The following is a 19,013-nucleotide window of genomic DNA, read 5'->3' as shown; positions in this document are numbered from 1 at the left end:
GGTTCGCGTAACTGCAACGCTCACAGGAAAAAAACAGACGGATTTATTTCTGGGAAATGTTTCAAGTGGAGTTGAGTTTCGTCTGAACAACTCGCCCCCTAACTGAACCGCCCACCCATCCACTGGTCAGCAACGCTCGTCGATCAAGCCGAATTCTCCCTCCCCGTATGCATCACAACCATACGCACCACGCCTCCACGGCCTTCAACAGGAGAACCCACCCAATGTCCGAACCCAATAACCCCCAGCTCCAAGGCTCCCAGTCCGACGGCTCCGCCGCTGGCGGCTGGCCTGCCCTAAACGCCGTCAACAAACACCTGCTCCACCAGCACATCCTGCTCAAAGGCAACCGCACCCTGCTGTCCATGAACAAACCGGACGGTTTCGACTGCCCCAGCTGTGCCTGGCCAGATCCGAAGAAGCCGCACACCTTTGAATACTGTGAAAACGGTGCCAAGGCGCTGGCGTGGGAGTCGACCACAAAACGCGTCACGCCGGAGTTCTTCGCTCAACATACGGTCAGTGAGTTGGCCACCTGGACCGATCACGACCTGGAAGATCAGGGCCGTATCACCGAGCCGATGCGCTATGACGCGGGCAGCGACAAGTACCTGCCCGTCAGTTGGGACGAGGCGTTCGCCGAGATCGGGCAGGAGCTGCGCCAGCTGAGCGACCCGTGGAAGCTGGAGTTGTACACCTCGGGGCGTACCTCGAACGAGGCGGCGTTTTTGTATCAGTTGTTTGGCCGCCTGTATGGCATGGCTAACTTTCCTGACTGTTCGAACATGTGCCACGAGACCACCAGTGTGGCCCTGCCCGAGTCGATCGGGGTGGGCAAAGGCACCACGACGCTGGAAGACTTCGAGAACGCCGATGCCATTTTCATCTTCGGTCAGAACCCCGGGACCAACAGCCCGCGCATGATGTCGGAGCTGCACGCCGCCGCACGCCGTGGCGCGAGCATCATCTCGTTCAACCCGTTGCGCGAAAAAGCCCTGGTGCGGTTTGCATCACCTCAGGACCCGCGCGACATGCTCAGTCGCAGCGGCGTGAAGATCAGCTCCCAGTACCATCAGGTCAGAATCGGCGGCGACATGATTGCCGTGCAGGGCATCTGCAAGGCGGTGATTGAAGCGGACGATGCGGCTCAGCGTGAAGGGCTGCCCCGTGTGCTGGATGTCGCCTTCATCGACGAGCACACCCATGGCCTTGAGCCGTTCGCCGATTATTGCCGACAGTTGCCATGGGCAATCATCGAGCGTCATTCGGGCCTGACGCGTCAGGCGCTGGAAGATGTGGCGGCGGTGTACATGCGTTCGGAGCGGGTGATCTGTTGCTGGGGCATGGGCATTACTCAACACAAGCGCGGTGGCGACGCGATGCAGCAGATCATTAATCTGCTGCTGTTACGCGGCAACATCGGCAAGCTGGGCGCGGGTGCTTGCCCGATTCGCGGCCACTCCAATGTGCAGGGTGACCGCACCATGGGCATCTACGAAAAAGCCGGCGAGCCGTTCCTGGCCAGTATGAGCAAGGTGTTCGGTTTCGAGGCGTCCCGCAAAGGCGGGCATGATGTGGCCGAAGCCTGCGAAGCGCTGCTGCGCGGTGAGGTCGAAGCGTTTATTTCCATGGGCGGCAATTTCTTCCGGGCCATCCCGGATATCGACGTGGTCTGCCCGACCGTCAAGCGCTTGAAAATGACCGTGCTGGTCAATACCAAACTCAACCGCAGTGCGACGGTACATGGCCAGAAAGCCTTTCTGCTGCCGTGCATCGCCCGCTCGGAGCTGGACATGCAGAACGGTGTGGCGCAAACCGTGACGGTCGAGGACTCGATGTCGATGGTGCACGGCTCCACCGGCATGCTGGAACCTGCGTCGAAACACCTCATCTCCGAAGTGGCGATCATCGCCGGTATGGCCAAGGCGACGCTTGCGCCCAACCCCAACGTGGATTGGGACAGCTACGTGAACGATTACGCGCGCATTCGCGACAAGATCGAAGCCGTGCTGCCCGAGCAGTTTTATGACTTCAACCAGCGCATCAAGGAGCCCGGCGGTTTCCGCCTGCCCAATGGCGCCAGCGAGCGCAAGTGGAACACCGCGTCAGGCAAGGCCAACTTTCTCTTTCCTGAAGGGGTTTTTGATGAGGACGACACGCCACCGGGCGCTGATCATCTGCAGTTGATGACGATCCGCAGCCATGACCAGTTCAACACCACGGTGTATTCCAACGATGACCGTTACCGGGGTATATACGGCGACCGCATGGTGGTGATGCTCAACCCGCAGGACATCGAGCGCCTGGGACTCAAGGCCGGGGATTATGTCGAGTTCCAGACGGCGCTGGACGTGACAACACCGCGTCGTGCGCCCGGCTTCAAAGTCATCCCCTTCGACGTACCGCAAGGCTGTTGCGCTGCGTACTACCCGGAAACCAACGGCTTGCTGCCACTGGCGAATCGGGATAGCCGCAGTAATACACCGGCGGCGAAATCCATCCCGGTGAACCTGGTGCGGATGAATCCAGAGGAGACGCAAGTGGCTTTGCAACGACGCGGGTTGATTGCGGCGGCTAGTTAGGGCTCGTGGTACAGCGTTTTTCCGGTGCCGGCCAGCATGAGAGCTAGATTTTAGACTTAGGCTGCCCTGAGAAACGGGATGCAGCCTGTTCAAAACTTTGTCCTGCACGTGGATTCCACTGCACACCAGAGCGGGCTTCAATCCCGGGTTTGAGCTGCTGGTTGTCGTCATAGTCTTCACGGGGGTGAAAAAACAGCGGCTGCACCGCTTCCAAGCTTCGCAGGTAGTCAGCATATGAATTCAGATATTGCTGCCGTTCGTCATTGCTGAGCTGCGCCGGCATCCATGCAGCAAACGGCGGAAGAACGGTGAAACCGGTATAAGCCAAAATGCCGTTATGGATAGGCCAGAGTATGTGATGCAAGTCGCCATCAATGCCAGCAGGTGTATAAAGGCTGCTCGCGGTGCCCGTGGTCAGGCAAAGCATGGCCCTCTTTCCCTTGAGTAGGCCTGATCCATACTTGTGCCCCGATGAGTACGCGAACCCGCGACTTAATACCCGGTCTACCCAGCCTTTCAGAATGGCCGGCATCGAAAACCACCACACAGGAAACTGAAAAATCACCAGGTCAGCCCACATGACTTTCGATTGCTCGGCTTTGACGTCATCGGTGTGAGCGTTGTTTGCAAACGCATGTTCTTGCTCGCGGGGAAGATCGAGATAGTCAGGATCGGCGCGATTATCGGGGAAGTCACCAACGCCCAGCTCAGCCTTCCAATTCATCGCGTAGAGATCGCTCACCTGAACCTGGTGGCCGAGTTCGCGCAGCGTTTCAACAGCTACGTGCTTTAGGGCGCCGTTGAAAGAGCGTGGTTCCGGGTGCGCCAATACGATTAACGTCTTCATAACTGCAGCCTCTCTTTGCGGTTTTTCGATATTGGATAACGTCTATCGCCCCGATTCTGTCCGACCGCTTTGCTGAGACTCACCACAAGCAGGCCGACAATAGTCAGGCTTGCGCCCAGCAGGAACCCGATGCTCGTCTGCTCTTTGAGCCACAGGTAACCCATCAATACGCCAAACAGCGGACTCATGAAGGCCAGCACTCCCAGGCGAGCCGCGAGGTAGCGACGAAGCATCCAGAACCAGATCAAGTAGCTGGCCACTGACACGATCAATGTCTGGAAAACCAGGCTGGCCACTGCACCGGTTGAAAAGCTCATTGCGCTTTGGCCCGCTAGCAGGCTCAAAGGCAGCAGAAGGAGAAAGGCCCCTGCCAGTTGGTAAAACAGGGTCTGGGTTGCGGGTGCTTCACTCAGGCGACTGATACGCACCGCTACCGTCGTAAATCCCCAGGCAGCGCCCGCGCACAAGCCCAGCAGGTCACCCAGCAGGCTGTTTGTGTTGGAGGTTTGAATGGCTGTCCCATCGCGTGGCATGAGGAAGGTGATGGCAATGCCTGCGAACGCCAGCGACATACCCAACCACTGAACCGCGCTAAGCCGTTCCTCCGGCAAGCGCAGGTGCAGGCCAATGGCGGCGAATAAGGGCGCCGTATACAGGAAAACCGCCATATGCGAAGCACTCGTCCAGCGTAACCCTTGCGCGATGAACAGAAATTCACTCGCGAACAGAACGGCCACGACCAATCCGGAGCGGCACCAGACGCCGGGTAACCACACTTCCCGCATGATCGATTTTCCGATCAGCCAGACCAAGGCTGCAGCGACTCCGGAGCGAACGGCGACCTGCATGAGCGGTGCTATGTCACCGGCAACCGCCTTGATTGCCACCTGCTGGGCGCCCCAGATGAGACACAGCAGCACCATTACCGCCGTGGCAGCCCCGTCGACTGACTTCCTCACTTATCGGCACCTTTTATTTATCATTGGTTTGGACAACAATTTATTTCTCACTCGGCTGGCCAAACAGCCGATGGCGAAATTCGATTGTGGGAAAGTACGCAAGCCGCTACAAATCATATGTTTTCGATCTATAGAAGAGAAAAACTACGCCATGAGAGCTGATACGCCCCTCAGGGCCATCGCATGCTTTGACGCGGTCATGCGCACCGGCAGCGTCAGCCTTGCTGCAAGCCAGTTGTTCGTGACGCCGGGAGCGGTAGGGCAACAACTTCGCAAGCTGGAAGGTTGGCTGGGAACGCCACTGTTCATACGCAATGTGCGCAGGCTGCAACCCACGGCGCAGGCGCTGAGCTACTGGGAGCAGGTCAAGCCGGCGCTTCGCCAGCTGGAGACAGCCAACCTGGCCGTCCGGGCTCTTAGAGACAGGCAGGTACGGTTAAGCTTGCCGCCGGCGTTCGCTAATTCCTGGTTCGCAAAGCGGATGCCATTGTTCACGGAGCGTCATCCAGAGGTGCAACTGCACCTGAGTGCATCCACCGATAACGTGGATTTCAATGACGCTAACTGCGACCTGGCGGTGCGGCATTTCGATGGACATAGCAGTGACGTGAGCGCAGAACTGCTCTTGCCAGACGAGGTCAGGGTCTATTCCAGCCCGGCTTACCGCGAACGGCTCCAGTTGCGTAGCCTTGATTGTTTGCCGGGAGCCACCTTGATCTATACGACGTCTCACGGTCACTGGGCTCAATGGCTATCATCGGTCGGTATGTCCCCCGATAGCTTCTCCAGCAGCCTCAAGTTCGATCAGTCTGAGCTGGCAATCGACGCGGCGCGCCGCGATCAGGGTTTAGTGCTCACCAGCCCTTGGCTGGTTGAGGAAGACGTAGAAAGAGGCCTTCTCGTACCTGTCTTTGACGCTGTACTAAAGACTGGCAAGGGCTATTATTTAGTGCAGGCCAAAGATGTGGTGTTGGGTGAGGCAGCACAGCTGTTGCGCCGATGGCTTTGCGACGTAGCGCAGCGAATTCAAAAAAATTGATCATTTGAAGCCCAGGAAAATTAATTCCGTCGCCTTTTCGGGTTAGAGGAGACGCAAGTGGCTTTGCAACGACGCGGGTTGATTGCGGCGGCCAGTTGATCGTTCCCACGCTCCGCGTGGGAATGCCGCCCCGGACGCTCCGCGTCCTGCTTTCAGCGCAAAGCCAGGCAATTGCGCTAGAGTGACGCGGAGCGTCAAGGGGTGCATTCCCACGCGGAGCGAGGGAACGATCACATGTCTGGGGGAAAATAGAAAATCATGGCATTCACTGCTACCTGCGTTGCGTCCCTGTTTTTTTGGATTGTTGTTTCAGCCATCACAGGAGCCAAGGAGCCTTGGGATCTGGCGAGTTATTGGACCCTCATCTATCCCGCCGCGCTTGCGTTGTCAGTGATTCTTGGAGCCGTGCTAAAAAGCGCCCAGTGGTCCGCAGGCGCCGTCGTAATGCTTGCTCAGATCCCAGTGATGTTGGTTACCTCTGGTGCTTCCCCGTTGCTGGGTGTCGGTATCCTGTATGCGGCGGTTCTCTCAATTCCGGCGATAACGCTGTCATGGCTCGCCGGCAAATTGCGGCAGGCTTGAATTCAGAACAGCGCGATGACGCCTAATGAACGACTACCAATTCAAGGTGGTACGCATCGAAGGCGAATTCATCTGGCACTCCCACCCCGAAACCGACGAGGCATTCCTGGTGCTGGAAGGCACGCTACGTATCGACCTTCCCGATGGCCCGGTCTATGTGGCGCCAGGCGAGCTGTATGTGGTCCCTCGTGGGGTAGAACACCGAACGGCCGCCGAAGGCGAAGCCAAGTTGATGATGATCGAGCCACGGGGCGTCTTGAACACTGGCCATGCAGGTGGGGACCGAACCGCCTTGAATGATCAGTGGATTTGAACACTGGCTTTGGGTCTGAACGCGATTATCATCAACGCACCGCAATGAAACCGTCTCAATACCGTCGCCAACGGCCTGCACATCAAACTCAAAGGCGCCGTCAGCCGTTATCACAGCGACCTTTACCTGAGGGATGGCGACACTTACACCACGTATCGCATAAGCCTCGAACAAGTTGAAACCCGACCGCCCTTGCCGAGCGGTCGGTAAGCTTATTTCAACAGGGCGATCAGCGCGCACACCAGCGTGATCGCCAGCGCCGGCCATTGCATGGGCATGAAAAAGAAGTGATGGCGCACGCCGTCGGCGTGAACCTTTCGATTCAATACAAAGCCCAGCACAACGTTGATCGCCGAGCCAATCCCGAACCCCATCAACAGTTGCATGAGCGACGTATTGCCGGGCTTTACGCTCGGATCCGGCCATAGCCACATCACCAGCAACAACATGGCTATAGGTGTAAACAAGGTGAGCCAGCCTGCACCGCGATAGATCATCGTTCAGTCCTCATCGTTAAAGCTGCTGGCTCACGCCAGCTCGCGGGTTTGTTCCTGGGCGGCAAACACGGCATCCAGGGTATTGAGGAACAGGTCGTGGCTCAGGATGCCGGTGGCGATGGTCGACAACACAGCTTTGCCACTCTCGTCCTTGATCACCACTTTTTCGGTCCAGGCATTGAGGTCGACGGTGCGCAGCGAGGACATCGGCACGGCGCGGCCTTGGTATTCCAGGAACGCGTGGCTGACCACGATCGGCGAGGTGGTGATTTTCAGGAAGTTGCCGCTCACGCGCTTGCCCCAGACCTGCCCCGAGCTGATGCAGTTGAACGTCACCGCCCCACCCGTCTCCAACGTCGCGACCACTGCGGGCATGCGTGCGCGTACATGCAGTTCGCGCACCAATTGCTGGAATTCATAAAAGCCCTTGAGGGTTTCAATCACTCGGTGAAACGGCTCCGACGCGTTACGACGGTAGGCCACGTTGGTGATCATGCCGGTCATCACGGTTTGCCCGGAGCCGAACAGGTACAGGTCTTCGATGTCGGCAAAGGCGGTGTAGTCGCGCTGGTCGTGGATGAAGCGCTCGATGCCGTGCTCATACACGTTGTAACGCGGCGCGCGCAATTTTTTGTGCCAGACATAGCCGGCAAACACGCCCAACGCAAGAACGGTGAGCAAGGCGCTGGTGAAGTAAATCACGGTTTGAGGGCTGCTGAAGCTGAACGACATGCCGCGCGCAGTCTGGCCGACGACGGGGCCGTTACTGCCCGCCGGCAGGAGGGTGCCCAGGTACAGCACAAACACCGCGAGCCCCAGCAACGCAACGCCGAATATTAAACTGAAGATCAGGAAACCCTTGCCATGGCGAAAACTGGCGATCAGTTCGCCGGTGGCGGATGGCGCTTGGGTGGGAGATGGTTGCATGAGAGCTGCGTCCTTGTAGTGGGTTAGGCCTCGCACCCTATCCCTCTGGTGGCTGGGAGCGCTGGCACGGCGAGTTCGAACATGGCTAATTAATATCGTTCCTTGTGCGAGCGACTTTAGAATGCGAAAGCCAAACAGTTCACAACATTGGGGTCTTTTTTTTCAGATGTAGAACGGTGATCATCGCCCTCCCCCAAAGCCCCAGGAACCAAAAGCATGGAATTGACGCTGGAAGCGGTTACGCTCTTTGCACTGAAATTGGCGCACGAGACGGACGGCGGCAGCCCGGTTTTGCGGGATGATCTGGTGATGCAAGCGTATGACCGCGAGGTGTTTGGGTTGTTGGTGCGGCAGGGGGATTTGGCGGGGATCCGGTTGAAGCTCGATGAGTGCCTGACGCTGGCACTCGAATCACTGGGCGGCGCAACGACCGTGATGGGGCGCGAGCTGCAACGGCTCGCGCTGCACGTGCGCCAGGCGCCGACACTGGAAGCCCTCAATGCCCCGCTCGACGCACTCAAGGATTACCTGAAAGCCATCCTGTAACCCATGGTTACCGCCGCCCTTCCACCGCCATCCGCACCGCCAACCCCATCAACACCGAGCCCATCAGCCAGCGCTGCACCACCTGCCACCCCGGCCGGGTGACGAAAAACACGGCGATGGACCCCGCCAGGGTGGCGATCACCGCATTGACGCTGACGCTGATGAATATCTGCGTAAAGCCCAGCACCAGGGATTGCATCAGCACACTGCCCTGGCCGTTCGGGTCGATGAACTGGGGCAGCAACGACAAATACATCACCGCTACCTTGGGGTTCAGCAGGTTGGTCACCAGGCCCATGGTGAACAGTTTGCGCGGGCTGTCCTGGGGCAGACGCTGCACCTGGAACGGCGAAAGGCCGCCCGGCCTGACCACCTGCCAGGCCAGATAGGCCAGGTACAGCGCCCCGCCAAACCGCAGCGCGTCATAGGCGAAGGGCACCGCCATCACCAACGCGGTAATCCCCAAGGCCGCGCACAGCATGTAAACCAGAAAGCCCAACGCCACGCCGCCCAGGGAGATAAACCCGGCGGTGCGCCCCTGGCAGATCGACCGCGAAATGAGGTAAATCATGTTCGGGCCGGGCGTCAGCACCATGCCGAGGGATATCAGCGCATAGGCAAGCCAGCTGGACAGGTCAGGCATGGTCGGGCTCCGTGAGGGTTGTTCTGTCGACGCGAAACATCTGGTCAACGTTGTAGAGTAGGAAGCCATGGTAGGGCGTTCAAAATGTGCGCGTCAGATACAGATCCGTGATCAAAACGTCATACACCGACCGCACCACTCACCCAAAGGCAGGCACATGATCGACTTCAACAACAAGGGTTTCTTCAAACTCAAACAAAACAACGAGTACGCCGAACGCGTGGCGTCATTACTGTTGGATGACGAGGAAGTGGTCGACGCGTACAAGGCCATGCGCGATGGCGTGGTGTTCACCACCAAGCGCATCATCGCGGTGAACGTGCAGGGGATTACCGGAAGCAAGAAGGACTTCACGTCGCTGCCGTACAAGAACATTGTGGCGTATTCGGTGGAAACGTCGGGGACGTTTGATCTGGATTCAGAGTTGGAGATTTACTTTTCGTCGTTGGGGAAGGTGAAGTTTGAGTTCACCGGCAGGACCTCGATTGTGGAAATATCCCGGTTGATTTCCAAGCACTTGCTCACTTGATCTGCGGATAAAAAAGACCTCAGCGTCCCGAGGTCTTTTTACTGCCCACACGATTTGAACGGATGTACCTCGATCAAAATGTGGGAGCTGGCTTGCCTGCGAAGACGCCAGCCGCCACACCCTCAAACCACCCGCCTACACACCAGCCGCCTCACCCTCTTCAGCCACCCCGTTGGGCAACATTCCATTCGCCAAATCATCCACCACCGCCTTCGCCATTTCCCCCAGATAATGCGCCGCCCAGGCAAACTGATCCGCGCCCGTGTCCATGGCTGCATCCGACGCCAGCAGTTTGGAACAGTGCAGCAACTCGGAGGCGTGATGCAGGGCATCGCGAATGGGCACGCCGGAATTGACGCGAAATAGACGGTGGAGGTTGGGCTGTTTGCCGCAGGTGGAAAAGGTGATGACACCGAGGGTTTTGTTGAGGGGTGGGTTGATCATAGGGCACCTCCGACTTGAGCCGGAGTGTGGGTTGCGGTGTTGCGAGGGTACGACCTTTCAGAAACGCTCATTGGTATAGCTCCCATTTTTTCAAAAAGAGCTGCCTCATTCGTTTCCAGGCGAATGGTGGCAGCTGCGCGCAGGCTGGAAACCGGGGGTAATAGGCAAACCCGGCAGACTCAAGAGTCTCCCACGCACAGCCGCCATAGCACGCATATGCTGGCACAAAAAGGCGCCAGCAGTCGTGATAAATGGTGGCGCCTGTGCGCCTATACCCACGGGTTTCCAGGCCTGGTCGTCGTGAAGTGACGACGGCCACAACGTAATCCCAAAGATTCGGTCATGAAAGGGAGCTTTTGTATGTACAGATTTCCGCTGCAGTGAAAGGCGAACACCTCATTCGTCATACCCCAATCCCAACTACTGAGATCCTGTTTACTTTTCCCACACTCACGGTCGAACAATGCCAATTCCAGCCCCCTGATCGCCCCCCGTAGGCTCACTTCCTCGCACAAGGAAGTGAGCCGGTCATGTCAGAACGCTTTTACCCCCTTACCGAAGAAGAACAACGCAGGCAACGAATCCTGACGCCGCAACCATCGCGCGTGCCCTATTCGCCGGCGATTGATTTATTCGAGCCCTCCCCTGCCCCAGCCCCCACGCCAGCCAAACCTCACGGCTGCGTGTTCATCAAGCCCTGCCAACTGCCGGACGGCTTCACCCGCTATGCAGACCCCACCGGTTATGTCCCGCTGGAGCTGGTCAAGGAGTACGCCCATTTCAGCCTGTTGGGTGGGCGCGAGGTGGACGGTAAGGGCGCGGTGGCGCTGCGCAAGATCGGCGGCAACGCATTGCCCGCTGGCTTGGGGCAGTTGGCGTTGCGTTCGGCGATGTGGGAGTCGGCGGCGGCTGCCGTCGGGTCTGTCGCCGGTGGCCTGTTGACCGGTTTGGTGGCGCTGGCCTGGCCGTCTGAGTTGGGTGACAGCGCGCTCTACAGCGAGAAGCAGCTACGCGCGATGGCGCGTGCGCGGTCGCAGATGCGTTTGCATATCGAGCAACGCGAGGACGGTACGCTCAAGGGGTATGGGTTTTACACCGGCAACAATCCGAACTGGCAGATGATTGATGTGGTGCAGTTCCAAGCCCGCGACGATCAGTTTGTCGCGGAGTTGGGTGAGGGTGTCGAGCTGATCTGGACGCCTGCGGTTGATCCGGACGACACGCTGGGTATTCCGGCATTGGAGGCAGCACCGCAAGCGCCGGTCATCTGGATTTACCCGCCGACGGAGAAAGCCGCGCAGATTCTGGTGAACCCGGTTTATCCGCCGGAGTATCGGGATTTTATTCTGGTGTTCCCGGTGGAGTCGGGGGTTCGGCCGTTGTATCTGGTTGTGAGTGTTAAGGCGGGGGATCACAAGTACCACAAGGCTCCGAATACTGAACAAATTACCGGCTTTGAAAATCTGAAAAAAGCAAAACCCATGACTCCCAAACAGGGAAGTGCAGGCCTGAGAGAGCGCTGGATTGATGACAAGGGTCGAAGGATCTATGAATGGGACTCCCAACACGGCGAGCTGGAAATTTATCTAGCAAGTGATGGAAGCCATATAAGCGCGTTCAACCATCTAACCGGCGAGCAGCTAAAAGGGGCGAAAAAGAAACGAAACATCAAAAAGTATCTGTGAGGACTACATGGGACTTAAAGTGAGATTGGAATGGTTCGACAGAACCACAGAGTGGCTAAGCGGAGCGGAGGATTCAGCGGACTTAGGAGACGATTACTCCGTAATTTCTGAGCTCGGATTGTCGGTAGACGAAGACGTCAATAATGGCATGTTTGAACTGCGGCGAGAGTGGCTATCGCAGGTACAGATGTACTTCTCTCATGAGATCGCTCTTTCAGAAAGCGACTACTTCATCGCGTTTGATTACGAGGAGGCACGCAAGTAATACAAGCTAAGAGAATCCATGGGCGCATTTTTCCCTGTACCGCCGAACGTCGAGGACCGGCTGATCCAAAACGCCCAATTTACAGATAAAAAGGAACGCGACAAATGGTGATGAAAATCAGATTGCGGTGGTACGAGAAACAAAGCAATGACTTGAAGGCAGATGAGTATTCAGCGGATATCGAGGACCCATACAGTGTTTTTGAAGCGTTGGGTTTAGGCGGGGAAACCGCGATATATGCCGATGTATTCGACATGTTGCCTGACTGGACAACGATTATTCAGCCGTATTTCCAACACATGATTGAACCCGCACACCTCGACTACCAGATTTCCTTCCGTCACCAAGGCGCGTGGCCACCTCCTTCAAAGCAACCTAAGACGGGGATCTGATGCAATTGTACTCACAGGCTTTACCGTGCGAACGGTGGGCAACACCCACCGTTCAATCAACTGCGCTCACCCCTCCTTCTCTCCTTCAACCAACACCCGATTCGCCGGATCCGTAATATCAAACACCTGCTGCGCACACGCCGAATTAGTGCCTTTGAACTGAAACTCCACCAGATACACCTTCGCCTTCTGCGGGCTGAAGCTACTCACCAACGGCCCGCACCGGTAGTAAGCGCCATTGCCAATACTGCCCGCCGAGCCGGATACAGTGAGTTTCTTGCCCGGATCCGCCTGGATCTCCAACTGCGGAAAACGCTTCAAGGTCGCGCTGGCAACTGTCTGGTTCAGCTTGGCGATCCAGTTGAAAATGCGGCCTTCACCGGTGTCCACCACGGTGCCGAGGGTTTCCATGCGCTGGTCGGGGTCGCCCTCGCGCAGGATGGCGAATTCGACGGGGTTGGTGCCGCCGTAGGCCTTCATGATGACTTTGGCATGTTCGGCATCCACGGCCACGGTTTTCTGACGCAACTGTATGCCGTCCTTGAACAGGCTGGGCGATGAGTCACGTTGGTTGGATTGACACGCGCACAGCGCCAGGGTGATGAGGGATAGCAGCGCGATTCGCTTCACAGGGAATGTCCTTATCGGTGTGATGGACTGATGCCTTGACCTGCGATTAAACAGGGTTATTTCGGCTGAAACGTCTCAAGATACGCCAGGATATTCTCAATCTTCTCCTGATCACTGATGCCCCAGAAGATCATCCGCGTGCCGCTCACCACTTTCTTCGGCGCTTCGATGTACGCGGCCAGTTTGTCGCGGGTCCAGACCACGCCGGAGTTTTTCATCGCGTCGGAATACTGGTAATCCGTGGTAGTCCCGGCCGGGCGGCCGATGATGCCGTTGAGCTGCGGCCCGAAGCCTCCACGTGCGTCTTCGCCGACACTGTGGCAGCCACCGCAGGTCTTGGCGAAGAGTTTGGCGCCCGCCTCGGCATCGCCGGCGGCAAAGGCCGCCTGGGTATTGAAGATCAGGGCGAGGGTGAACAAGGCGTACTTCATGGGGGACTCCACATCGGCTGTTGCGGGCAATTATGCCTGTTTGTCAGGAGCGCAACCGCGGTTGCCGAGGGCCTTTTTTGCGTGAGTTGCAAACGCAGACATCGTGCCGCACCTGCCGGCAAGTACGCAACCTAGACCCCTTGAAGCACCACCCATCGTTTAAGCGCTATCCCAATCGAACCTATGTCGCCTCGCCCCACTCAACTGACTGAACCCTGATGGTGGAGTAAGGATCATGGCTCAGCCATCGATTTTAGTATTGGAAGACGACGAGATCATTCGGGCGTTGATGGTCGATGTATTGGAAGATTTCGGTGCACAGGTGACGTCATTTCCTTCGGCAGATGAAGGAATGATCTACCTGGAACGGGGCGATGACCCGGTGGATCTGATTGTCAGTGATATTCAAATGCCGGGTTTGCTCAATGGTTATGACCTGAGTAAGGTCGTGGCGCACCGCTGGCCGACGGTGCAAGTGGTGTTGACGTCCGGCAACACCCACCTGGCGGCGCAGTTGGGCGGCTCGGTACGGTTCCTGCCCAAGCCGTGGAGTACCCAGCACCTGATTGACTGTGTGCAGACGGCGCTGAACCAGCAGGGTTTGGCCATGCATTGATGGCGTTGCGATATCGCTTCAAGCGAACTTCCTCCTAAGTCCGCGGGTCCACTGGTGACGCAAGGAGCGACATTTCTGATCCGCTAGTCAGCCTTTTCGCTTTTCGCGTTTAGTTGCCGACTGTAGAATTGCCGCCCAATTCGCGCGTCATTCATGGCCGAGAGGCCCACAGTTCGAGCTTACTGAATGCATTCTCAGGCCCATGACGTCGATGCGCCCTCCCTGCTGGAAGCGCTGCGCACAGGCACGGCCTTGCTGCATACAGCACTGGAAAAGCGCCTGCCGTTCTTCTCCGAGCGCCTTGATGCGCAGTGGTATCGGCGCTTGCTCCAGGCGTACTACGGTTTTTATCAGCCCATGGAAGCGGCACTGTATGACAGCGCCTTGATTCCCGAAGGGTTCGATACAGCAATGCGCGTGAAAACACCGACGCTGCTGACTGACCTCTACGCCCTGGGCCTGGATGATCACGCCATCGACACCCTGCCCCGTTGCACGCAACTCCCAATGTTCGATACCCACGCCGCCTGCCTCGGTGCCCTGTATGTACTTGAAGGCGCGACCCTGGGCGGCCAAGTGCTTCGCCGGGAAATGGCTCAGCGCCTGGATGTGAATGCCGACAACGGAGGCGCGTTTCTCAATGTCTATGGGGTAGAGACCGGGCGGCGCTGGAAGGATTTTCTTGATTACCTGGGCGACCAGCCGCTGGACGCGCGCGCGCAACAACACGCCGTGGACGCCGCCCGCTCGACATTCAGCTGCTTTGAGCAATGGCTCGACAGCCAGGAGGTACTGCTATGAAACCCGAAGACTTTGAAGAGCTGCTTGCCAACTGTGCCAACGAGCCCATCCGCTTCCCCGGGGCGATCCAGCCCCACGGTGCGCTGCTGACCCTGTCGGAGCCCGGCCTGGAGATCATCCAGGTCAGCGCCAACGTCGGCACCTTGTTCGGCCATGCGCCCGAAGCGTTGCTGGGCCAGCCGCTGCACAGCTTGATCGGCGCCGAACACGCCCAGGCCGTCAGGGTCATGGCCCAAACCAATACCTTCGTCGACATGCCCCCGTTGCACGTCACCCTGAACGGCGCGGACTTCGAAGGCTTGCTGCACCGCCACCAGAATGTGCTGGTGCTGGAGTTCGAGCCGCGGCTCAAGGATTTCCGCCCACGCGCGGTGAACGGTCGCACCAGTAACCTGGGCAAGATGCTGCAACGTTTGCAGGCGGCGAAAACCCTGCAGGCGCTGTACGAAATCAGCGTGAATGAAATCCAGGCCATGACCGGCTACGACCGCGTGCTGATCTACCGTTTCGAAGACGAAGGCCATGGCCAAGTGATCGCCGAAGCGTCGGCACCGTCGATGGAGCTTTTCAACGGCCTGTTCTTCCCCGCGTCCGACATCCCGGAGCAGGCTCGCGAGCTGTATCGCACCAACTGGCTGCGCATTATCCCGAACGCGGCCTACGAACCGGTGCCACTGCTGCCCACGTTGCGCCCCGACACCGGTCAGCCGCTGGACCTGAGCTTCTCTACCCTGCGCAGTGTGTCGCCGATTCACTGCCAGTACATGCAGAACATGGGCGTGCTGTCGTCCATGAGCATCTCATTGATGAGCGGCGATAAACTCTGGGGCCTGATCAGCTGCGGTAACCGAGAACCCCTGCTGGTGCCCAATGACCTGCGAATCGCCTGCCAGACCATCGGCCAAGTGTTGTCGTTGCAGATCAGCGCCATGGAAGCGCTGGACCTCAGCCGCCAGCGTGATGAAAAACTCGACGCCCTTGCACGGTTGGATCAAGCCATGAAGGCATCGGAAGTCGGTGTGTTCGATGGCCTGGCTCAACAACCGCAATGGCTGATGGACCTGACCCTGTCCGGCGGCGTGGCGATCATCGAAGACAAACAATTGCACCGTTACGGCAACTGTCCGGAGCCGGGGCAGATCCGCGCGTTGCACAAGTGGCTGCAACAGAGCGCCGAGCCGGTGTTCTCCAGCCATAACCTGGTATCGGTGTACCCACCGGCCGCCGCGTTCCAGCAGGTGGCGAGCGGCGTGCTGGCCATGAGTCTGCCTAAGCCGGTGGACAACGGTGTGCTGTGGTTCCGCCCGGAAGTGAAGGAGAACATCCAGTGGAGCGGCGATCCGAAAAAGCCGCTGGATCTGGAAAACTCCGACGCCGGTCTGCGCCTTCGCCCACGTACCTCGTTTGAAATCTGGAAGGTCGAAATGGCCGGCATCTCCACCAAGTGGAGCCACGGCGACCTGTTCGCCGCCAACGACTTGCGCCGCTCGGCCCTGGAAAACGACCTGGCCCGCCAGGTGCTGCGCGAACAACAAGCCGTGCGCGCCCGTGAAGAGCTGGTGGCGGTGGTGTCCCATGACCTGCGCAACCCGATGACCGTGATCTCCATGCTCTGCGGCATGCTGCAAAAGGCCTTCAGCTCCGATGGCCCGCATACGTCACGGCGGATTTCCTCGGCCATCGACACCATGCAGCAGGCGGCCGGGCGCATGAATGTGCTGCTGGAAGACCTGCTCGACACGTCGAAAATCGATGCCGGACGGTACGTGGTCAAGCCAGTGGCGCTGGATGTCAGCCAAATGTTCGAAGAGGCCTACTCCTTGCTCGCACCGCTGGCGTCGGAGAAAGGCATTGACCTGTCGTTCAACGCCGAGCCGGGCCTGCAGATCAACGCCGACCCGGAGCGCCTGTTCCAGGTGCTGTCGAACCTGATCGGCAATGCCATCAAGTTCACCCCGCGCCAGGGCAATATCGGCATCAGCGCCATGAACAATGGCGAGGAAATCGTGTTCTCGGTGCGTGATACCGGCGAAGGCATTGCGCCGGAACAACTGCCTCATGTGTTTGATCGTTACTGGACCCAGACCGAAAACAACCCCACCGGTAACGGCCTGGGGCTGTACATCACCCAAGGCATCATCCATGCCCATGGAGGCAAGATCGTTGCCGAGAGTGAAGTGGGCCGAGGCAGTGAGTTCCGGTTTACGGTGCCCAGGGTGGTTGAAGACTCGCATACCTGATGCGGTTGCCGGTAAAACTTATACCGGCAATATCACCACCGCTTCCAACCCGCCGCCCTGGCGCTCGGCCAGGGTCAGGGTGCCGCCATGTTCCAGCACAATCGCTCGTGCGGTGGAGAGCCCAAGCCCGACGCCGCCAGTGCTTTTGTTGCGTGAGCCCTCCAGGCGATAGAACGGCAGGAACACGTCCTCAAGGTGCTCCTTCGATATGCCCGGGCCGCGATCCAGCACCCTGATCACCACCTCACCCTGCTTGTGCTGCAACTCGATCTCCGGTGCCGTGCCGTAGTGGATGGCATTGTCCATCAGGTTGGTCATCACCCGCTTGAGGCCCAGTGGCCGGCCGAAGTACACCAGGCGAGGCGGGCCGTTGAAGGTGAGGTCGATGGCCTGGTCACGATAATCGTCGATCAGGGTTTGCAGCAATTCCGCCAGGTCCAGTTGCGTAGCCTGTTCCAGGCGCGCGTCGTCGCGGAAAAACTCCAGGGCGGTGTTGATCATGGCCTGCATTTCATCAACGTCGCGAAACAGTCGCTGCTGCTGGTCGGTGTCTTCGATGAATTCGCCGCGCAGGCGCAGGCGGGTCAGCGGCGCGCGCAAGTCGTGGGAGATAGCGGCGAGCATTTGGGTGCGGTCCTGAATGAAGTGCCGCAACTGCGCCTGCATGCTGTTGAACGCAAGAATGGCCTGGCGGATTTCGTGAGGTCCCACCGGCTCGATGGGTGGCGCGCGAAAGTCGCTGCCAAAGCGCCGCGCACCTTGGGCAAAGTGTTGCAGCGGGTGGGCCAGGCGACGGGTCGCTACCAGGGTAACCAGTGCCGTGGAGATCAGCACCAGCAGCACCACGATCAGGCTGCGCGGTCCATCGTCCATTCCCCAGCTGCGAGCGCCGGTGCTGAACATCAGCCAGGAGCGATCGGCCAGTTGCATCAACAGCACGTACTGGCCGTTGCCGTCGGGCCAGTCGGCTGGCCCATAGACTTCCATGGGGCGCATCGGGCCTTCAAGCAGGTGCTTGAACACCTGTTCACCCGTGTTGAAGTCCGGGTCGGTGAGCACCGGTAGATCAAACGCCGTTCGCTGCGCTGCCCAGGTCACGCTGAAAGACCTGTCCCCCATCACTTGGACAAGATGCGGTCGTTGTGACGGTTCGGACGCCTCGACCACACGCACCACCATAGCGACTTTTTCCAGCAGGCCGGTTTCAGACAACGGCGGCCTGGCCCATACCCCGGCCAATTGCACGAACAAGGCGTTGAACGCCAGCGCGGTGATCATCGCTACCAGCACAGTGAGGGCGATCCAGCGCGCCACCGTGTCGTGCGGTCTGCGGCTCATGAGCGGGTCACGCTGGCGGTGAACTGGTAGCCGCCGTTGCGCACGGTGCGGATCATCGCTGGGCGCTTGGTATCGAATTCCAGCTTGCGGCGCAGGCGGCTCACTTGCACGTCGATGCTGCGGTCGAAGGCATCATGGCTATGGCCGCGCGCCAGGTTCAGCAACTGTTCGCGGGTGAGCACGCGTTGGGGATGCTCGACGAACACCAGCAGCAGGTCGAACTCGCCGGACGACAGCGGGATCATCACCTGGTCGGGCGAGCGCAACTCGCGGCGGGTGAGGTCCAGTTGCCAGCCGGCAAAGCGGATCAGCGGGCGCGCGACCTCGCCCATCGGCGGACGATTCTCACCCGCCCGGCGCAATACCGCACGCACCCTGGCGAGCAGTTCGCGGGCGTCGAAGGGTTTGCTCAGGTAATCATCGGCGCCCATTTCCAGGCCGACCACGCGGTCGCTGAGTTCGCCCATGGCAGTGAGCATGATCACCGGCGTGGCGTATTGCTGGCGCAAGCGCTGGCACAGCAGCAGGCCGTTGTCGCCGGGAAGCATCAGGTCGAGGATGATCAAGTCGGCGGGCTGCTGCTCCATGGCCGACCACAACTCGGTGCCACTGGAGACGGTCTGCACCGAATAGCCGTGTTGCAGGAAAAATTTCTTCAGCAGGGCGAGGACTTCAAGGTCATCGTCGACGATTAACAGGTGGCTCAC

22 protein-coding genes are annotated in these 19,013 nt (G+C 58.8%); 12 read left to right on the top strand and 10 right to left on the bottom strand.

What is annotated here, in order from left to right:
• The first annotated feature begins 224 nt into the window (after nt 1–224).
• On the top strand, nt 225–2,582 hold the full coding sequence (locus ACLH0H_RS14150) for an FdhF/YdeP family oxidoreductase (RefSeq protein WP_411378519.1): 2,358 nt from the start codon (nt 225–227) through the stop codon (nt 2,580–2,582).
• A gap of 43 nt (nt 2,583–2,625) precedes the next feature.
• Here the strand turns inward: ACLH0H_RS14150 and ACLH0H_RS14145 are convergent, their stop codons facing one another.
• Both ACLH0H_RS14145 and ACLH0H_RS14140 read right to left on the bottom strand, forming a co-directional pair.
• Entirely contained in the window at nt 2,626–3,429 is an 804-nt protein-coding gene (locus tag ACLH0H_RS14145; RefSeq protein ID WP_411378518.1) for an NAD(P)H-dependent oxidoreductase, read from the bottom strand.
• Complete coding sequence (locus ACLH0H_RS14140; RefSeq protein WP_411382410.1) at nt 3,426–4,334, bottom strand: DMT family transporter; 909 nt, start codon at nt 4,332–4,334, stop codon at nt 3,426–3,428. The genes ACLH0H_RS14145 and ACLH0H_RS14140 overlap by 4 nt, the downstream gene beginning before the upstream one ends.
• Here ACLH0H_RS14140 and ACLH0H_RS14135 point away from each other — a divergent pair.
• The 3 genes from ACLH0H_RS14135 to ACLH0H_RS14125 all read left to right on the top strand — a co-directional run bounded on the left by ACLH0H_RS14135 (nt 4,216) and on the right by ACLH0H_RS14125 (nt 6,322).
• Nucleotides 4,216–5,427: a LysR substrate-binding domain-containing protein gene (locus ACLH0H_RS14135; RefSeq protein WP_411382409.1), complete on the top strand. Its 1,212-nt coding sequence runs from the start codon at nt 4,216–4,218 to the stop codon at nt 5,425–5,427. The two genes, ACLH0H_RS14140 and ACLH0H_RS14135, sit on opposite strands and share 119 nt — an antisense overlap.
• A gap of 258 nt (nt 5,428–5,685) precedes the next feature.
• On the top strand, nt 5,686–6,009 hold the full coding sequence (locus ACLH0H_RS14130; RefSeq protein ID WP_411378517.1) for a hypothetical protein: 324 nt from the start codon (nt 5,686–5,688) through the stop codon (nt 6,007–6,009).
• A 25-nt stretch (nt 6,010–6,034) separates the two neighbouring features.
• Entirely contained in the window at nt 6,035–6,322 is a 288-nt protein-coding gene (locus ACLH0H_RS14125) for a cupin domain-containing protein (protein ID WP_411378516.1), read from the top strand.
• 212 nt (nt 6,323–6,534) lie between these two features.
• Here the strand turns inward: ACLH0H_RS14125 and ACLH0H_RS14120 are convergent, their stop codons facing one another.
• Both ACLH0H_RS14120 and ACLH0H_RS14115 read right to left on the bottom strand, forming a co-directional pair.
• A complete protein-coding gene (locus ACLH0H_RS14120; protein ID WP_411378515.1) occupies nt 6,535–6,819 on the bottom strand; it encodes a hypothetical protein in 285 nt (94 codons plus the stop codon).
• A gap of 30 nt (nt 6,820–6,849) precedes the next feature.
• Entirely contained in the window at nt 6,850–7,746 is an 897-nt protein-coding gene (locus ACLH0H_RS14115) for a hypothetical protein (protein WP_411378514.1), read from the bottom strand.
• Between the two features lie 216 nt (nt 7,747–7,962).
• Between ACLH0H_RS14115 and ACLH0H_RS14110 the strand changes: the two genes are divergently transcribed.
• Nucleotides 7,963–8,292, top strand: coding sequence for a hypothetical protein (locus ACLH0H_RS14110; protein ID WP_076949899.1), 330 nt, complete (start codon nt 7,963–7,965; stop codon nt 8,290–8,292).
• Between the two features lie 7 nt (nt 8,293–8,299).
• Here ACLH0H_RS14110 and ACLH0H_RS14105 read toward each other — a convergent pair whose 3' ends face one another.
• Nucleotides 8,300–8,935 (bottom strand): LysE family translocator, encoded by a 636-nt coding sequence (locus tag ACLH0H_RS14105; RefSeq protein ID WP_411378513.1) that lies wholly within the window; start codon nt 8,933–8,935, stop codon nt 8,300–8,302.
• A 157-nt stretch (nt 8,936–9,092) separates the two neighbouring features.
• Here ACLH0H_RS14105 and ACLH0H_RS14100 point away from each other — a divergent pair, with 157 nt between their 5' ends.
• A complete protein-coding gene (locus ACLH0H_RS14100; RefSeq protein ID WP_411378512.1) occupies nt 9,093–9,464 on the top strand; it encodes a PH domain-containing protein in 372 nt (123 codons plus the stop codon).
• Between the two features lie 135 nt (nt 9,465–9,599).
• On the opposite strand, the gene ACLH0H_RS14095 is transcribed toward ACLH0H_RS14100, so the two are convergent.
• Complete coding sequence (locus tag ACLH0H_RS14095; protein ID WP_411378511.1) at nt 9,600–9,908, bottom strand: DUF3077 domain-containing protein; 309 nt, start codon at nt 9,906–9,908, stop codon at nt 9,600–9,602.
• 530 nt (nt 9,909–10,438) lie between these two features.
• Here ACLH0H_RS14095 and ACLH0H_RS14090 point away from each other — a divergent pair.
• The 3 genes from ACLH0H_RS14090 (at nt 10,439) to ACLH0H_RS14080 (ending at nt 12,250) form a co-directional block, all read left to right on the top strand.
• Entirely contained in the window at nt 10,439–11,593 is a 1,155-nt protein-coding gene (locus ACLH0H_RS14090) for an S-type pyocin domain-containing protein (protein WP_411378510.1), read from the top strand.
• A gap of 7 nt (nt 11,594–11,600) precedes the next feature.
• Entirely contained in the window at nt 11,601–11,858 is a 258-nt protein-coding gene (locus ACLH0H_RS14085) for a colicin E3-like toxin immunity protein (RefSeq protein WP_186691244.1), read from the top strand.
• Nucleotides 11,859–11,962: 104 nt separating this feature from the next.
• Nucleotides 11,963–12,250 carry a colicin E3-like toxin immunity protein gene (locus tag ACLH0H_RS14080; RefSeq protein ID WP_411378509.1) on the top strand — a complete coding sequence of 96 codons (288 nt, stop codon included), beginning with the start codon at nt 11,963–11,965 and terminating at the stop codon, nt 12,248–12,250.
• 66 nt (nt 12,251–12,316) lie between these two features.
• On the opposite strand, the gene ACLH0H_RS14075 is transcribed toward ACLH0H_RS14080, so the two are convergent.
• Together ACLH0H_RS14075 and ACLH0H_RS14070 are read right to left on the bottom strand one after the other, a co-directional pair.
• Entirely contained in the window at nt 12,317–12,880 is a 564-nt protein-coding gene (locus ACLH0H_RS14075) for a hypothetical protein (protein WP_411378508.1), read from the bottom strand.
• A 56-nt stretch (nt 12,881–12,936) separates the two neighbouring features.
• Nucleotides 12,937–13,311 carry a c-type cytochrome gene (locus ACLH0H_RS14070; RefSeq protein ID WP_411378507.1) on the bottom strand — a complete coding sequence of 125 codons (375 nt, stop codon included), beginning with the start codon at nt 13,309–13,311 and terminating at the stop codon, nt 12,937–12,939.
• Between the two features lie 235 nt (nt 13,312–13,546).
• On the opposite strand from ACLH0H_RS14070, the gene ACLH0H_RS14065 reads away from it, so the two are divergent.
• The 3 genes from ACLH0H_RS14065 (at nt 13,547) to ACLH0H_RS14055 (ending at nt 16,968) form a co-directional block, all read left to right on the top strand.
• Nucleotides 13,547–13,927: a response regulator gene (locus tag ACLH0H_RS14065; RefSeq protein ID WP_186691240.1), complete on the top strand. Its 381-nt coding sequence runs from the start codon at nt 13,547–13,549 to the stop codon at nt 13,925–13,927.
• Nucleotides 13,928–14,113: 186 nt separating this feature from the next.
• Nucleotides 14,114–14,728, top strand: a complete 615-nt coding sequence (locus ACLH0H_RS14060; protein WP_411378506.1) for a biliverdin-producing heme oxygenase — start codon at nt 14,114–14,116, stop codon at nt 14,726–14,728.
• Nucleotides 14,725–16,968, top strand: coding sequence for an ATP-binding protein (locus ACLH0H_RS14055; protein ID WP_411378505.1), 2,244 nt, complete (start codon nt 14,725–14,727; stop codon nt 16,966–16,968). The genes ACLH0H_RS14060 and ACLH0H_RS14055 overlap by 4 nt, the downstream gene beginning before the upstream one ends.
• 18 nt (nt 16,969–16,986) lie before the next feature.
• On the opposite strand, the gene ACLH0H_RS14050 is transcribed toward ACLH0H_RS14055, so the two are convergent.
• Both ACLH0H_RS14050 and ACLH0H_RS14045 read right to left on the bottom strand, forming a co-directional pair.
• A complete protein-coding gene (locus tag ACLH0H_RS14050) occupies nt 16,987–18,306 on the bottom strand; it encodes a sensor histidine kinase (RefSeq protein WP_411378504.1) in 1,320 nt (439 codons plus the stop codon).
• A complete protein-coding gene (locus ACLH0H_RS14045) occupies nt 18,303–19,013 on the bottom strand; it encodes a response regulator (RefSeq protein WP_411378503.1) in 711 nt (236 codons plus the stop codon). Before ACLH0H_RS14045 ends, ACLH0H_RS14050 begins: the two co-directional genes overlap by 4 nt.

The sequence above is a fragment of the Pseudomonas sp. MPB26 genome, assembly GCF_046605355.1.
In the GTDB taxonomy this organism is placed as follows: domain Bacteria; phylum Pseudomonadota; class Gammaproteobacteria; order Pseudomonadales; family Pseudomonadaceae; genus Aquipseudomonas; species Aquipseudomonas cedrina.
Note: the sequence above shows the minus strand (reverse complement) of the source record. Positions and strands in the feature narration are given on the sequence as shown.